We start from the raw sequence: 15,381 nt of genomic DNA on the forward strand, positions 1-15,381 counted from the left end.
TCGCGCTGACGGACAACCTTTGATGATAGGAAGCGCCCGGAGGCTGTCAACACCGTTGGACCGACTCGCGGCGCCCGGACCGGCCTCTGCTCCGGACCGCGTTCGCGGATCATGACAATGACCGCGTTGTCGATAACGATCTCGGCTCAGCCCTTGTGGGCGGTGTGATCCGTTTTAGCCTCCGTGCATGGGATTTCTTTCAAGCCGCCGCAAACGGGCGCGTATCGCCCCGGAACTCGACGACCAGGAGCTGGGCAGGCTGCTGAAGTCCCTGCGGTCGACCTCCAGGACGGGAACCATCGCCACCACCGACCTGTGCGTGGCGCAGATATCCCGGTTCCTGGACCAGGGCGGGAGCGACTGGGACCGCCGAACGCACCGGATCAGCGTGCTGGCGGAGTTCCTCGCCGCGTCACAGCTGCCCAGGTCGTGGGCCGCGCGCCAGCCGGACAACGCCACGGCGCTCGTGCTGCACGCCTGGGCGCAGGTCGTGCACGCCCGGGCCCGGGAAGACCGGGGCGGCACGGTCGGCGCCGCCGAGAGCTGCCTGCGGGCCGCCGAGCTCGCGCCGGGCGATCCGACTCCGTGGGTGGCTCTGCTCAAGGTGGCCCGCTGGGAACGGTGGCGGCAGCCCCAGGTGTTCGGGGTGTGGAACGAGGTGCTGGCGCGCGACCGCTGGAACCGTGAGGCGTACATGAGCATGCTCGCCTATCTGGCTCCCGAGGAAGCCGGTTCCCGCTTGCAGATCCTGGAGTTCGTCGACGCACTCGGGGCGCGGATGCCGGCCAACGCGCCCTGCGCGGCGACGGAGCTCACCGCGCAGGTCCACCAGTACCACGCCATCCTCGGCCGGGGCGGGTACGAAGCACTGGTGGCACGGACCCACTGGAACCAGGGCATGGCCGCCCACGCACTCGACCGCGTGGCGCACTCCTGGGCGCAGCCCGGATTCCTCCGCCACGCCCGGACGGTCGCCGACCTGAACCTCCTCGCGTACGCGCTGATGGCCGCCGACCGACGCGCCGACGCGCGAGCGGTGTTCGACGCGGTCGGCGGGATCGTCACCGCCTGGCCCTGGGAGGCCGGCGGCGACCCCCTCACCGAGTTCGAGCAGGCGCAGCGCAGGGCAACCGTCGGGATGTGACGGCTGCCTGGCAGGGCGGGCGGCACGGCGGGCGGTCGCGTGGCCCCGTCCCCGTCGTCGTCCTGTCGGTGTGCGGTGGGGGCCGTTCACCTCGTGCGGCGGTGCGGCCGTGCGCGCACGACCGCGAGGGACGTCACCGCGGCCGCGAACCCCAGCACCGCTCCGGCCGCGACGTCGCCGGGGTAGTGCACGCCCGTGTGGACACGGGAGTAGCCGACGGCGGCCGCCAGCGCCCCCAGCGGCACCGCGGCGGGAGGCAGTACGACGCCCACCGCGGTGGCGAACGCGGTCGCCGAGGCGGTGTGGCCGGACGGGAAGGACGCGGACCGCGGCATGGGCACGTGCCGGTCCAGCACCACCCGGGCCTGCTCCCGGTCGGGCCGGCGCCGGCGCACCATCCGCTTGCCGAACAGGTTCGCCGCCGCCGAGGCCAGCGTGACCGCGCCGACGCCGGCCAGGGCCGCGCGCCGGGGACGGCCGGGAACGAGGGCGAGGCCGGCGGCCACGGTCAGGGAGATCTTGGAGTGGTCGGCCGTGTGCGACAGCCGCCGCAGCGTGCGGTCCAGCGTGGGCGTGGGCGTGGCGGCAACGGCCGCGTACAGGGCTCCGTCGACGGCATGGAGGTCGCGCAGCACGGCCGCCGTGGTGCGCCGGGCGGCGGCCGCGGCGCGCTGCAGGGATGTGGTGCGGGCGTCAGGCACGGGTGTCTCCTTCGGGTGTCGCGGTGCGGCCCCAGGCGAGGTCGAGGAGGCGGCGCCAGTCCACGGGCGGCGCGGGAGCCACGGCGCCCGGCCGGCCCCGCGGCACCAGGACACGCAGTGCTCCGGGGCGCAGGGAGCACACGACCGGCGTGGGCATGCGCAGCGCCTCGCCGTCCACCGCCACGGGGATCTCGTCGGTACCGGCACTCACCTCGACCCGCTGCGCGGTCCGGATCGTCAGCCCCGGGAACTGCGCGCCCCGCACCGCCAGGTCCGCGGCCTGGGCCGCGCTCTCCACCCGGATGCCCAGCACGCCCAGTTCACCGCCGTCGAGCCGGGGGCGGCGGCCACCGCTCAACGCGTCGGAGGAGACGTAGGGGTTGTTGCTGACCAGCAGTGCCTGCTGGGAGGTGAGAACGGCGCCGTCGACACGGGCGTCGAGCCGTCGGACCTTGTCACCGAGCAGCAGGTCGGGCATGAGGCTCAGCGCCGTGCCCGCCTTGTCGTCACGGTACTCGGGGCTCTGCACGACATCCGCGTACACCCCGAAGGAGACCGTGTTGACGAAGGGCCGGCCCCCGACGTCGCCGAGGTCGACCGTGAGCACCTCTCCGTCGGTCAGCGCGTCCAGGCAGCGGTCCGGGGCGGACCGGTCGAGGCCGAGGTCCATCGCGAAGTGGTTGCGCGTGCCGGCGCAGACGACCAGGAACGGCAGGTCGTGCTCGGCGGCCACCGCCGCGACCAGCGCCTGGGTGCCGTCGCCGCCCGCCACGCCCAGCAGGTCCGCGCCCTCGGCAACGGCCCGGCGCGCCAGGGCGGCGACGTCGGTCGCGACGGCGGGATCGAGCAGGATCACCCGCGCGCCCAGTTCCTCGGCCCGCTCCGCGAGACGGAAGCGGCCGACCTTCCCGCCACCGGACTTCGGATTCATGATGAGCACGGGCCGCCGGGGCCGGGGGGCGACGCCCGCCCGCACGGACCGCTGCGGGCGGGACCTGCGCAGCGCCGCCCGGGCGGAGGCCATCGTCGCACCCCAGAACAGGCCGAGGACCGACGCCGTCTGCCACAGGCCCTCTTGTGTGAGGAGCACCAGGACACCGACGGGCGCGGCGAGGGCCACCAGCGCTCCGGACAGCCGGACCGCGCCGCGGTACGCCACGAACCACCAGACGCCGACGGCGCAGCCGACCAGTCCGAGCAGCACCGCTCCGGCGATCAGCAGCCCGCCCTCGCCCAGCGTGCGCACCAGCACGGCCACGGCGCCGACCGCCGCCAGCACGGCGACGCGCGCGAGCAGCCGCGCCGCCGCACCCTCTCGGAAGACCCTCATCCGTGTCCTGGCCACCTCAAGTCCGCATCCGGTCCCGGCCATCCTCGCAGCCCGGTCCGCGGCCACCGGACCGGCTCTCCCGAAGGGACGCACGACCAGGCGTATGGACGAGTACCGACCAGGCGCGTGGCCGAGTCCCGACCACGAAAGGACGAGTCCCGACGAGGCGCGTGGCCGAACTTCGATCAGGCGGAAGGGCGCATCCCGACCAGGCGCGTGGCCGAAGCCCGATCAGGTGTGTGGGCGGGTCCGTTCCGATCACCGGCGCCGGCCGGCGTCGCGCCGGGATCACCGTTCCACTCCATCGCGCCACCCGCAGGTGACCGGTCGAAGGCCGGAGGCCGACCGCCGCGGCTGCCGCGCTGGAGGCGCTCACGGATCTGGTGGACCCGGCCCCAGGGTCATGGGAGCGCTGCCTCGCCAGCGTAGCCGGGTACGGATCGTTCGGCTCCCCGGGCCCAACCAGCGGGTGTCACAGGACGTCGTGCACGGTACGGCGGTACGTGGAGCGGCGGTCCTCGATGTCCGGCCAGCGGTCGCCGTACACGTTGCGGGTGATGGGCGGCTCCCGCAGGAAGTCGTGCGGGAAGCCCAGCGGGACCGCGCTCACCTCGTCCAGCCGGGCCCGGGCGTCGGCGTCCAGCCGGACACCGGTGCTCGCCAGGTTGTCCACGAGTTGCTCCGGCCTGGTGGCCGACACGATCGGTACGACGTTCCCGGGCCGGCCGAGCAGCCAGGCCAGGGCCACCTGCGCCGGAGTCCAGCCGCCCGCCTCGGCGACCTCCACGACCGCGTCGACGATCTTCTCCTCCGATGCCCGCAGCCGCTCTCCCAGTGTGTCGAGCCGGCCCCGCTCCCCGCGCCGGTACTTCCCGGTGAGGCGGCCCGCCGCGAGCGGCGCCCAGGCGAAGACGGCGAGGTCGAACGCCCGGGCCTGCGGGAGCAGTTCCCGCTCCACGGTCCGCTCCAGCAGGCTGTAGCGCAGCTGCGAGCCCGCGAAGCACGTCCAGCCGCGCAGCTCCGCGAGGGTGTTGGCCTGCGCGATCTCCCAGGCCGGCCAGTCCGATACGCCGACGTGGAGCACCTTGCCCGCGCGGACCATGTCGTCCAGGGCACGCATCACCTCCGCCACCGGCGTGAAGTTGTCCCGGGCGTGCACCCACAGCACGTCGAGCCGGTCGGTGCGCAGCCGACGCAAGCTGTCCTCGACCGACCGCACCAGGTTCCCTCGGTGATTGCCCGCGGAGTTGGGATCGCCGTCACGGGTGCCGCACGTGTACTTGCTCGCCAGCACGAACCGGTCGCGGCGCCCCGTCAGCAGTTCGCCGAGAATCCGCTCGGCGCTGCCGGAGGTGTAGTTGTCGGCGGTGTCCACGAAGTTGCCGCCCGCGTCGGCGTAGGCGTCGAGGATCCGGGCGCTGGTGTCCTTGTCGGCACCCCAGCCCCAGTCCTCCCCGAAGGTCATGGTGCCCAGCGCCAACTCGCTGACGCGCAGACCGGTCCGTCCGAACAACGTGTACTTCACGGGTGACCACCTCTCCACAGATGACGGGTGCGAGGCTAGAAGCTGGAGTGCTCTCCAAAGCAAGAACGCCGCTCGCCCGGACACCGCGGCTCTCCGGCCCTGCCCCGCTCCCCCTGGCCGAGGCGGCCCCGTCCCGGCGCGCTCCCGCCGCAGTGCCGCCGGGTCGTCGAACGGCTCGACCGCGTGGCCCACGCCGTGAGCGTGACCGCCGGCACACGGGCGGCGGATACAACCTTGTGGGAAGGTCGGGAGTCTTCTCATCGATCACGCCACGATCGGATCCATGAGGAGACCATCATCAGCGCCATACGCAAGACCTTGACCGCCACCGCCGTCGTCGGTGCCGTTCTCGCGGGCTCCGCCGCCTGCGGGACGGTCGAGCAGCTCTCGGCCGGCAAGAAGCTCGACCGCGCCTTCGAGAAGCTCGGCAAGAAGAAGACCCTCTCCTTCGAGCTCGACCTGGACACCGACGTGGCGTCCCTGAAGGCGCTGGACGCCAAGTCCGAGCCCGAGCCCGGGGAGGAGATCCCGCAGGAAGCCGCCGAGCTGATCAGCGGCGCGAAGATCGCTTTCACCGTGCAGTCGAAGAAGCCGATCGAGGAGTCCGGTGAGAAGGACTTCGTCGGCATGGCCATGAAGGTCAGCAACACGGACGGCGACCTCGCCGAGTACCGCGTGATCGGCGACTACGCGTACCTCCGTGCCGACTTCGACACCCTCGGCGAAATGATGGGCAGCCCCGCACCGGACGCCGACGACCTGCCCCCGGAGGCCGGGGCGGTGAAGGACGTCCTCGAGGGCAAGTGGGTGAAGTTCAACGCCAAGGAGATGGAGAAGGCCGCCGCCGAGGAAGAGGGCGAGCCCGAGCCGGACCCCACGCTGGACGCCAAGACGCAGAAGAAGCTCGTGAAGGCCCTGCGCGAGGTCGTCGCCCGCGAGGTGAAGTTCAAGACGGCCGGCGGCGGGGACGGCACCGAGCACATCACCGCCACGGCCCCCTTCCGCACGCTGATCTCCGAGCTGCTCGGCGAGATCCGCCCGCTGGCGAAGGACCTGCCGCCGGGCATGGACCTGCCGACGGACAAGGATTTGAAGGACGCTCCCAACACCAAGGTGACGGCGGACTTCACCCTCAAGAACGGTGAGCTGGCCGCGGTGGACGTGGACCTCGCCAAGCTGGCCGAGGACGCCAAGGTCAAGAAGCTGGGCCTGTCGCTCCGGTTGAGCGAAGGCACCAAGCCCACCGCTCCGGCCGGTGCCAGGACACTGGACATGGAGGAACTCGTTCAGGGCTTCTTCGCCGGCCCGGGCATGAGTGACGCCGACTTCGGCGAAGACGAACTCGCCCCCGGCGAGGACTTCCCCCAGGACGAGTTCTGACGCCTCGAGCGCGTACCGGCTGTGGTGCCCCCCCCCCGCATCAGCGGGGGCACCGGCCGTGCTCGGAAGTGATGTGCGTACCCCCGCGCCGGCGGGGGTGCCCCGTCGATCGGCGGCGTGAGCGTCACCGCCGACGACTGCTCCCCGCGCCGCATCGCGGCGCGCGGGCGACGCTCCCTCAGATGTGCTCCCGGCTGCTCCCGGCTGCTCCCCTGCTCCCCTGCTCCCCTGCTCCCCTGCTCCCCTGCTCCCCTGCTCCCCTGCTCCAAGATCCATTGTCAGTGGTGGGTGAGAGGGTAGGACCATCGCTTCGACAGAGTTCGAAAGAGGGGGAGCTGCCATGTCCGGAAGCCAGAACTACATCAATCACGTCGCTCTCGTGCTGGACGCCAGTTCGTCCATGTCGCACCTGAGCGGCAAGGTCGTCGAAGTCGCCGACCAGCAGATCGAGTATCTCGCCCGCCGGTCCCGGGAGCTGGACCAGGAGACCCGCGTCACGGTGTACGTCTTCGCCGACAAGGTCGAGTGCGTCATCTACGACAAGGACGTGCTGCGGATGCCGTCGCTGAAGGAGTTGTACCGGGTCGGGGGGATGACGGCCCTGCTGGCGGCCGCGCTGAAGTCCCAGCGGGAGCTGGCGCAGACGGCCCAGCTCTACGGCGACCACAGCTTCCTGACGTTCATCCTCACCGACGGGCAGGAGAACGCCAGTCATCGCGGCCCGGACGCCCCGGCCGGCGATCCGCGGGTGCTGGTCGAGGCCGTCGCCGAGATGATCGCGGCGCAGGAGGACAACTGGACGCTGGCCGTCCTCGTGCCGGACCAGATGGGCAAGCGCGAGGCCATGCGGTGCGGTTTCCCGAAGGACAACATCGCCATCTGGGACGCGACCAGCACCCAGGGCCTGGAGGAGGCCGGGCAGGTCATCCGGGAGGCCACCGAGAAGTTCATGGTGGGCCGCACGAAGGGGATCCGTGGCTCGCGGGCGGTGTTCTCCACGGGCGCGGAGGCCGTCAACAAGGAGACCATCGAGGCGGCCGGCCTCACCCCGGTGGATCCGTCGTCGTACGCGCTCGTCCCGGTGGCTCGTGAGGCGGCGATCCGGGACTGGGTCGTCGAGAGCGGGCACACCTACCGTACCGGTGGAGCGTTCTACCAGCTCAGCAAGTCGGAGAAGATCCAGGCGCGCAAGCGGATCGCGGTGCTGGAGAAGAAGTCGGACCGGGTGTACACGGGGCCCGAGGCCCGTACCCTGCTCGGTCTGCCGGACGCGGAGGTCCGCGTCAAGCCGGACCACAACGACGACTTCACGATCTTCGTGCAGAGCACCAGCGTGAACCGGAAGCTGGTTCCGAACACACGACTCCTGATCATGCTCTGAGTCTCGGACCGGGACGGGCTCGGGCTGGGGCCCGGGCCTCCCCCCGCCCCACGGCCTGGCCGATCGCGCTCCTGGCGACAAACCTAGAGCGGGGCGGGGCGACCCGGCGGGAGGAGGTACTGGACGGGTTCGTCGAGGTGGTCGAGGCCGAGGAGTTCGTGGGCGAGGTCGTCGTGGAGGCCGCCGAGCGGGACGGTGGCCAAGCCGAACGCCGCCGAGGTGAGCAGCAGCGTCTGCGTGAGGTGGCCGGCCTCCAACAGGCCCAGCCGTAGCGCGCGCAGGCCGTAGCGGCGGCGCAGCAGGCCGAGGTCGAGGTGGACCGCGAGCACCGCCGGGACCTCCTCGATCCCCACGGCGTCCACAAAGGGTCGGCGGGAAGGGGGAGTTCGGCCGCCAGCCGGGACGCCGTGGGGGCCGGCGGCGGGGGCAGGTCGCGCAGCGCGGTGTCCTCGGGCCGGCCGATCCGGAACTTGCTGCGCTCCAGGTACCGGTAGTCGGCCGCGCGGTGCCCGGTGGGGAAGAAGCCCGCATCGTCCTCGGTCTCCAGGAGCGTGCGGGCGGCGAGGCGGCAGACGGCCCGCTCCTCGTCGGGGGTCACGCCGAGCCGGTTGAAGAGCATGTGCAGTGGGGAGGCCCACACCCAGGGCACGCGGTGGGCGGCCTGCTCCGGCGTCATGGCCTCGCGCAGCCGGGCGTCCGCATCGCCGACCCGGCGACCCCACTCCGCCGGCCAGGACACGGCGGTGCCCTCGTCGAGGACGGCGCGCAGGGACCGGGCGCGCCGGACCAGGTGCGGCCGCTGCCGGGTGAACACCGCGTTCACACGGGAGTGGACGGCCGCCCCGGGCAAGGGCTCCACCTCGGTCGGAGCCGAAGGAAGGCCCGAACGGTCGTTCGCCGTACAGGCAGCGAGTCTGGGTCCCGGGGCTGACCGACAGCAAGGCCGATCTGTACATTTGCCTGTTGTGTTCGGCCCGTTCCGGTGGGTCTTGGCACAACACGGGGCGGTGGTGCAGCGGCGGTTGGACTGGTGCACCGTGAAGACGGTGTGCGGTTGTGTGCGCCTCGTGAGGGAGATCTTCCCCGCCTACGCACGAGTCGGGTCGGCGCTCCGACCAGGGGAAGTCAAGCCTCCGCCGACGTGGTGTCCACGGCTCCCTGCGCCCTGGTGCGGGCGTGACCGCGGGGAGGTGACACACTTCCCGCGCACAAGGGGTGCAGTATCGGTCAACTTGCGGGCGGCGCCCCCGCCGCCGCCATCGACCGGCACCGCCCCGGGAAGGCTGCGCGGACAGCGGCAAGACCGCGCGGACGGCGGGAAAACCGCGCGGGCATCTAGCAGAGCGCACGACGGAGCACGTTTAATACAGCCCGGTTCACGACGGGGAGGAACGTTCCATGGCTGCCGCGACGCCGCCCGACGACGGAGTGCCACCGCTGCCCTTACGGCCGCCGCCGACCCCCTCTCCTACGCCCTCGCCGGCCCCCTCTCCTACGCCCTCGCCGGCCCCCTCGCCCCCGCCGCCGCCCCCCTCTCCTACGCCCTCGCCGACCCCCTCGCCCCCGCCGCCTTCCGCACGGCGTCTGGGCGAGATCGCGGCTCTCATCTCCGCCGTCACCGCGGTCCTCGGTCTGCTGCTGGGCTTCTTCGGCCTGCCCACCCTGGTCAACTCGCCCACGGCCAGGACCGTGACGGCCACCACGACCGTCACGGCCACGGCCACCGTCACGGCATCGCCCCGTACGGCGGACACCGGGGCCCCGTCCCAGTCGTCGGGCCCGGCCCCGCTGCCTTCCGGTGAGGTCGCTCTGCGCGACCTCACACCGCTGGGCTCCTTCCCCGACGAGCACTTCCAGATACGCACCGTGACGCTGGGGGGCAAGGCCTACTCCAACGCCATGGTGGTCACGTATCCCTGTGTGTCGAGTTGGGAGTACAGCATCAACGAGCGCTACAAGACGCTCACCCTCACGGTGGGGCTCGACGACAACGGGGTGGCCGAGCCCGGCAAGTTGTCGATCAAGGGAGACGGGAAGGCCCGTAAGAACATCATGCTGGAGATCAACCACCCGCAGACCGTCACGGTGGACGTCTCCGGCGTCGTCAAACTCGGTATCGACCCCGAGTTCGGTGACAGCTCCTCGTGCAACGCCGACGGAGTGGTGGTCGCGCTCGCGGACGCCGTGCTGAGGTCGTGACGGCGCCGCCCGCGCTCCCGTGCGAGCCGGACGCGCGTACAACGGCGCGACGAGCGGCGCGCCGACGCCTTCGCCACCCTGCTGCGCGAGGACCTCGCGGGCTGCGCGCGGCAGGTGGAGGCGCGGTACCCGGAGATCTCGGCGGCGAAGAAGTACCACGGCAAGGTCGAGGTGGAGGACGGGGCCCACGTGTACGGCATCCGCACGACCACCGCCTGGGGCGCCTCCGGCATCGCCCTGTTCTCGGTCGGTCGAGACGGCAGGACGGTGACGGTCGTGAAGTGGTCCCAGATGGGCTCGTTCCGCGACGCCCCGGTCAAGGGCTTCAAGGCGACCACGCGGACGGCGGTCGGCAAGCTGTCCTGACGTCCGGTCAGCCGGTCAGGTGCCGCTGCAACCAGTCGGCGGCGGCGCGGCGGAACAGCCGGCGGTTGTCGGCGCGGAGGAACTCGTGGCCCTCGTCGCGCAGCGTGAGCAGTTCGGCGGTCAGTCCCCGTTCGCGGGCGGCCCGTACGAACTGCTCCGACTCCCCCGGCGGCACGTTCGTGTCGTGCTCCCCGTGCACGGCGAGCACGGGCGCCCGCAGCGCGTCGATACGGCTCATCGGCGAGAGCGCGTGGAGGAGTTCGCGGTCGCGTTCCGGGTGGCCGTACTTGTGGGCCGCCGACTGGGCGATCCAGGGTTCGGTGCCCTCGAAGAACGTCGCGAAGTCCGACATGCCGCAGACCGCCACCCCGGTGCGGAAGAGGTCGGGGTGCCAGACCAGGGAGGCGAACGTGAGGTAGCCGCCGTAGGAGCGGCCCATGACGGCCAGCCGGCCGGGATCGGCGGGGCCCGCCAGCACCGCGTGGGCGACGCAGTCGGCCACGTCGTCGAGCGCGCCGAACCGGCCCCTGCCGAGGTCCGCGTCGACGAAGGGCCTGCCGTACCCGGAGGATCCGCGCACGTCGGGGGCGAAGATGTCCAGACCGCGCCCGAGGATCTCGTGGTACAGCGGGTTGAGGACGGGCCGTTCCTGTTCCTCCGGTCCGCCGTGCAGATGGATGACGCAGGGCGCCGGTTCTCCGGGGCCGCGCCCCGGAGCGCGGTAGTACCAGCCGTGCAGCGGCAGCCCGTCCCGTGCGGTCAGACTCAACTGGACCGGTCGCACGGGCGGGCGGCCCGGTGGGACGCAGTCCTCGTCCCGGGACGACCACGGGGTGCGCAGGAGCGCCACGCCCTCCGGCAGCCACCACAGGCCGGGCCGGCGCTGGGACCCGGACAGGGCCAGCAGCAGCCGGCGCGGGCCGGCGTCCACCAGGCGGGTGACCACCTCGTGCGGCAGGGGCACCCGCCGGGGCGGGCCGGCGGCGGGCTCCGCGGTGCCGGACGGGCCGAGGTCGCGGACCTCCACCTCGCTGACGCCCCGGGCGTTCCAGGCGAGCACGGCGGCCCCGCCGTCGTGGGCCGTGTGCAGCAGCTCCAGGTCGGTGTCCGCGCGCTCGGCCGCGACCGACCAGCCGCGCGGCCGTCCTTCCGGGTCGAGCGCGGCGGCGAGCAGGACCGCGAACTCCCGGTGGGCGTCGCTGCGCAGCCACAGGGTGTCCGCGCGGGGTGAGAACCTGCCGATCCACGGGTCGCCGTCGGCCACGGGCACCACGCAGGTCGTGGCGCGGTCGGTGGTGCGCAGCACCACCGCCTCACGCCGTCCCCGGGGGCCCCGGCGCAACAGCGCCAGTGCTCCGTCGCGGCTGAGATCGCACACGCGGAGCGTCGCCGTGTCCCGCTCCGCGGCGAGGAGCACGGGGGCGGCCACGCCGTCGGGGTCGATCAGGTAGGCCGACAGCCCGTCGCTGAAGCCGGCCGTCGGGGCGTGCCGGCCTTGCGGGCCGCCCGCAGCCGTCAGGCCGCCGGCCAGGGAGGGGGACGGCGCCGCGAGCCCGCGGTCCGTGTGCGGTGCCGCGCCGAGGAGCACGGCGTCGCCGTCCCGGTGCAGCCAGCCCGCCGGGCCCGCCTCGGCCTCGGCGTTCCGGGTGGCGACCGGGGCGGTGGGCACCGCCACGGTGATCGCGACGGCCGAGCCGTCGTGGGCCCAGCAGCCCAGGTGGGCGGAGCTGCCCGGCTCGGCTCCGGCGAGGATGTGACGGTCGGTGCCGTCGGGACGTACGCACAGCACCCGCGTGTGCTCGCCGCCGCCCGGGGCCGTGGTGTAGGCGATCCAGCGGCCGTCGGGCGACCAGGAGACCTCCTGCACCGGGTCCGGGTCGGCGTCGAGCAGATGGACCTCGTCGCCGTCGACGGGTCCCACCCACAGCTGGGGGACACCGCCGCGGTCGCAGATGAAGGCCACCCGGACACCCGCGGGGTCGGCCGAGGGGTACCAGCAGCCGTGCGCGATGAGCCGTGTCGTGGCGTCGCGCGGCTCGGCGGTGTCCGGCAGCGGGACGCGGGCGGGGGCGGCGAAGGCCGGGGCGCCGCCCTCCGTCACCGGCCCGGCCGGTCCGTCCGCCCCCGCCGGGTGCGCGGCCGCCGGATGCCCGGCGGCGGTCGTGACCGGAACGGTCACGGCCTCCTCGACGCGCTCCTCGGCCGGAGTGCGCTCCTCGGTCAGATTCCGTGCGTCTGCAGCCATATCTCCAGCAAAGCCACTTGCCACAGCGCGTTGGCTCCGCGCTTGGTGCGGTGTCGGTCGGGGGCCGCCAGCAGCCGGTCGAGGTAGGCGTCGCGGAAGAGGCCGCGCCGCCTGGCCTCCGGGGCGTTGAGCGCCTCGCGCACCCGTTCCAGGACGGGTCCGGCCATGTGGGTGATCGCCGGGACCGGGAAGTAGCCCTTGGGGCGGTCGACCACCTCGTGGGGCAGCAGCTTGCGGCCGGCCTCCTTCAGGACGCCCTTGCCGCCGTCGGCCAGCTTCAGCTCGGGCGGGCAGGCGGCCGCCAGCTCCACCAGCTCGTGGTCCAGGAAGGGCACCCGGGCCTCGAGGCCCCAGTCCATGGTCATGTTGTCGACCCGTTTCACCGGATCGTCCACGAGCATGACGTGGGTGTCGAGCCGCAGGGCCGCGTCGAGCGCGGTCTCGGCGCCCGGCACCGCCATGTGCTCGCGCACGAACCGGCCGGATACGTCCTCCGGCGGCAGCATGTGCGGCTGGAGCATCTCGGCGAGGTCGGCGTGCGACCGGTCGAAGTAGGTGTCGGCGTACCTGTCGGGTTCGTCCTCGCGGGGGACGGAGGCCAGTCGCGGGTACCAGTGGTAGCCGGCGAAGACCTCGTCCGCGCCCTGTCCGCTCTGCACGACCTTCACGTTCCGGGCCACCTGCTCGGACAGCAGGTGGAACGCGACGGTGTCGTGGCTCATCATCGGCTCGCTCATCGCCGCGACCGCCGCGTCCAGGGCGGTCGACACCCGCTGCGAGGGGACCACCAGCTGGTGGTGGTCGGTGGCGAACTGCCTGGCGATCAGGTCGGAGTAGGCGAACTCGTCCCCGTCGGCGCCGCCTTCGGACTCGAAGCCCACGCTGAACGTCGCCAGGTCCCGCTGGCCCTCCTCGGCCAGGAGCGCCACGATCAGGCTGGAGTCCAGCCCGCCCGAGAGCAGGACACCGACGGGCACGTCGGCGACCATGCGCCGGCGTACGGCGGTGCGCAGCGCTTCGAGGACCGCGTCGCGCCATTCGCTGGCGCTCATGCCCGCGTGCTCGGGCCGGCGCGTGTAGGACGGCTGCCAGTAGCGGTGCTCCTGGTAGCTGCCGTCCGGCTCGACGACCCGCACGGTGGCCTGGGGGAGCTTGCGGACGCCGGCCAGGACGGTGCGGGGCGCGGCCACGGTGGCGTGCCAGCTGAGGTACTGGTGGACGGCGACCGGGTCCAGCGAGGTGTCGATGTCCCCGCCGGCGAGGAGGGCGGGCAGGGACGAGGCGAAACGCAGCCGTCCCGGGCTCTGCGCCAGGTACAGGGGCTTGATGCCGAGCCGGTCGCGTCCCAGGACCAGCCGGCCGGTCCGGTGCTCGACGAGCGCGAAGGCGAACATGCCGAGGAAGCGGTCGACGCAGGCGGTGCCCCACTGCTGGTAGGCCTTCAGGACGACCTCGGTGTCGGAGGTGGACCGGAACCGGTGGCCGAGGGCCTTCAGCTCGGTGCGCAGCTCCTCGTAGTTGTAGATGCACCCGTTGAAGACGCCGGTGATCTCCTCCTCGGCGTCCGTCATGGGCTGGGCCCCGCGCTCGGAGAGGTCGATGATCTTCAGGCGGCGGTGCCCCAGTGCCACGGCGCCTCGCGACCAGACCCCGTGGCCGTCGGGGCCGCGGGCGGCGAGCCGGTCGTTCATGCGGGCCACGGCCGCCACATCGGGCCGCCCGCCGTCGAAGCGTATCTCTCCGCTCAGGCCGCACATCGGACACCACCTCCCCGGTGCGGGTCCGGGCGGTGCGGCGGTGAACTGTGTGCCGTCCCGTTCGCCGGTATGTGGTCCGGGTTGGTGGACATGGCGGTGCTTCTCCTTCGTCGACGAGTGCGTGTCACGGGCCGGCGGGGTCGCCGGCACGGCGTTCAGCGGCCCGCGGTCCCTGCCGGGCGGGAGCCGGGAGCGTCTTCGGCGGGCAGCCCCACGGGGGCGACGTGCCGGGTGCCGCCCGCGACGGGCCGGCGGCGCCGGTCGTCGCCCCGGGTCTCCGCTATGGCCAGGTCCGTGCAGGCCAGGAGGTCCTCCTCGGCCGCCGTGCGGCGCATGCGGTGGGCGGCGCTGCCGTCCGTCAGAGCCTTCTCCGCTAGGTCCCGGACCGTCTGCCAGTCGCCCGCCGCCTCCAGCGCCGGGCGGACGTGTGCGAGCAGGGCGCGGACGACCTGGGCCGCGGGGGCTTCACGGCGGGTGCGCGGGTCGACCAGCACGCCTTCCAGGCCGGAGCGCGCGGCCCGCCAGGCGGCGGCCCGAAGCCATTCGTGCCGGCCGTCGCAGGCGGGGACGTCCGTCCCCGCCAGGCGCTGCCACGCCTCGGTGACCAGGGCGCGGAAGAGTCCGGCGACGAGCACGACGGTCGTCGCGCGCGGGCAGGCGTCGCAGATGCGCAGTTCGAGGGTCGGCTGGTGGGCCGAGGGCCGTATGTCGTTGTAGATCATTCCGGCGTCGGTGATGACGCCCGAGTCGATCAGGCCGTGCACGGCCGCGTCGTACTCGGCGGCGTTCGCGAAGCATCCGACCGGTCCCGCGGTGGGCCAGCGCTGCCACACCATCGTCCGCCAGCTGGCGTAACCGGTGTCCGAGCCCAGCCAGAAAGGCGAGCTGGCGGACAGGGCCAGCAGCACGTGCAGCCACGGCGACACCGCGCACATGACGCGTACGGCCAGGTCGCGGTCGGCGGCGTCGACGTGGACGTGGGTTCCGCAGATCAGCTGCTCGTCGGCGACCATGCGGTACTCGTCGACCATGTGGCGGTAGCGGCGGCCGGGTGTGGGGTGCATGTCCGCCACGCGGGCCAGGGGCACCGTTCCGGCGGACACCACGGCCAGACCGTGGCTGGTCGCCGCGGCGTCGAGCCGGTGCCTGGTGCTCGTCACATCGCCGTACAGGTCGTCCAGCGAGGCGTGCACGCCGCTGTTCGACTCCACCGTCGCCTGCTGCAGCTCGGTCGTGAAGGTGCCCGCGGGCAGCTTCTCGAGCACGGTGCCGGCTCGTGGGACGAGCAGGCCCGTCTCCACCTCGACGATGTGGAACTCCTCTTCCACTCCGATCCGAACGGTCACGACGCTC

Annotated in this window: 12 protein-coding genes and 1 pseudogene; 5 read left to right on the forward strand and 8 right to left on the reverse strand. The window is 72.9% G+C overall.

Annotated features, from left to right (window positions below; genetic code table 11):
* The first annotated feature begins 187 nt into the window (after positions 1 to 187).
* A complete protein-coding gene (locus ABZ576_RS19870) occupies positions 188 to 1,144 on the forward strand; it encodes a hypothetical protein (RefSeq protein ID WP_360741940.1) in 957 nt (318 codons plus the stop codon).
* Positions 1,145 to 1,230: 86 nt separating this feature from the next.
* Here ABZ576_RS19870 and ABZ576_RS19875 read toward each other — a convergent pair whose 3' ends face one another.
* From ABZ576_RS19875 to ABZ576_RS19885, 3 genes are all read right to left on the reverse strand, one after another.
* Entirely contained in the window at positions 1,231 to 1,845 is a 615-nt protein-coding gene (locus ABZ576_RS19875) for a phosphatase PAP2 family protein (protein WP_360741943.1), read from the reverse strand.
* Complete coding sequence (locus tag ABZ576_RS19880) at positions 1,838 to 3,175, reverse strand: diacylglycerol kinase family protein (RefSeq protein ID WP_360741946.1); 1,338 nt, start codon at positions 3,173 to 3,175, stop codon at positions 1,838 to 1,840. The genes ABZ576_RS19875 and ABZ576_RS19880 overlap by 8 nt, the downstream gene beginning before the upstream one ends.
* A gap of 472 nt (positions 3,176 to 3,647) precedes the next feature.
* Positions 3,648 to 4,700, reverse strand: coding sequence for an aldo/keto reductase (locus ABZ576_RS19885; protein ID WP_360741949.1), 1,053 nt, complete (start codon positions 4,698 to 4,700; stop codon positions 3,648 to 3,650).
* A 318-nt stretch (positions 4,701 to 5,018) separates the two neighbouring features.
* Here ABZ576_RS19885 and ABZ576_RS19890 point away from each other — a divergent pair, with 318 nt between their 5' ends.
* Positions 5,019 to 6,080 (forward strand): hypothetical protein, encoded by a 1,062-nt coding sequence (locus tag ABZ576_RS19890; protein ID WP_360741952.1) that lies wholly within the window; start codon positions 5,019 to 5,021, stop codon positions 6,078 to 6,080.
* Positions 6,081 to 6,420: 340 nt separating this feature from the next.
* Positions 6,421 to 7,461 (forward strand): vWA domain-containing protein, encoded by a 1,041-nt coding sequence (locus ABZ576_RS19895; protein ID WP_360741955.1) that lies wholly within the window; start codon positions 6,421 to 6,423, stop codon positions 7,459 to 7,461.
* Positions 7,462 to 7,544: 83 nt separating this feature from the next.
* On the opposite strand, the gene ABZ576_RS19900 is transcribed toward ABZ576_RS19895, so the two are convergent.
* On the reverse strand, positions 7,545 to 7,814 hold the full coding sequence (locus ABZ576_RS19900; protein WP_360741958.1) for a nitroreductase family protein: 270 nt from the start codon (positions 7,812 to 7,814) through the stop codon (positions 7,545 to 7,547).
* Between the two features lie 254 nt (positions 7,815 to 8,068).
* A pseudogene (locus ABZ576_RS19905) lies at positions 8,069 to 8,497 on the reverse strand (hypothetical protein); the annotation flags it as partial.
* 362 nt (positions 8,498 to 8,859) lie between these two features.
* Between ABZ576_RS19905 and ABZ576_RS19910 the strand changes: the two are divergent.
* Positions 8,860 to 9,660 (forward strand): NPCBM/NEW2 domain-containing protein, encoded by an 801-nt coding sequence (locus tag ABZ576_RS19910; RefSeq protein WP_360741961.1) that lies wholly within the window; start codon positions 8,860 to 8,862, stop codon positions 9,658 to 9,660.
* Positions 9,661 to 9,774: 114 nt separating this feature from the next.
* Positions 9,775 to 10,026 (forward strand): hypothetical protein, encoded by a 252-nt coding sequence (locus ABZ576_RS19915; RefSeq protein WP_360741964.1) that lies wholly within the window; start codon positions 9,775 to 9,777, stop codon positions 10,024 to 10,026.
* 7 nt (positions 10,027 to 10,033) lie between these two features.
* On the opposite strand, the gene ABZ576_RS19920 is transcribed toward ABZ576_RS19915, so the two are convergent.
* From ABZ576_RS19920 to ABZ576_RS19930, 3 genes are all read right to left on the reverse strand, one after another.
* Positions 10,034 to 12,271 carry a prolyl oligopeptidase family serine peptidase gene (locus ABZ576_RS19920; RefSeq protein ID WP_360741967.1) on the reverse strand — a complete coding sequence of 746 codons (2,238 nt, stop codon included), beginning with the start codon at positions 12,269 to 12,271 and terminating at the stop codon, positions 10,034 to 10,036.
* Positions 12,247 to 14,028: an N-acetylglutaminylglutamine amidotransferase gene (locus ABZ576_RS19925; RefSeq protein ID WP_360741970.1), complete on the reverse strand. Its 1,782-nt coding sequence runs from the start codon at positions 14,026 to 14,028 to the stop codon at positions 12,247 to 12,249. The genes ABZ576_RS19920 and ABZ576_RS19925 overlap by 25 nt, the downstream gene beginning before the upstream one ends.
* Before the next feature lie 155 nt (positions 14,029 to 14,183).
* On the reverse strand, positions 14,184 to 15,374 hold the full coding sequence (locus ABZ576_RS19930; RefSeq protein WP_360741973.1) for a glutamate--cysteine ligase: 1,191 nt from the start codon (positions 15,372 to 15,374) through the stop codon (positions 14,184 to 14,186).
* Positions 15,375 to 15,381: the final 7 nt, after the last annotated feature.

Source organism: Streptomyces sp. NPDC013455 (assembly GCF_040632975.1).
Taxonomy (GTDB): domain Bacteria; phylum Actinomycetota; class Actinomycetes; order Streptomycetales; family Streptomycetaceae; genus Streptomyces.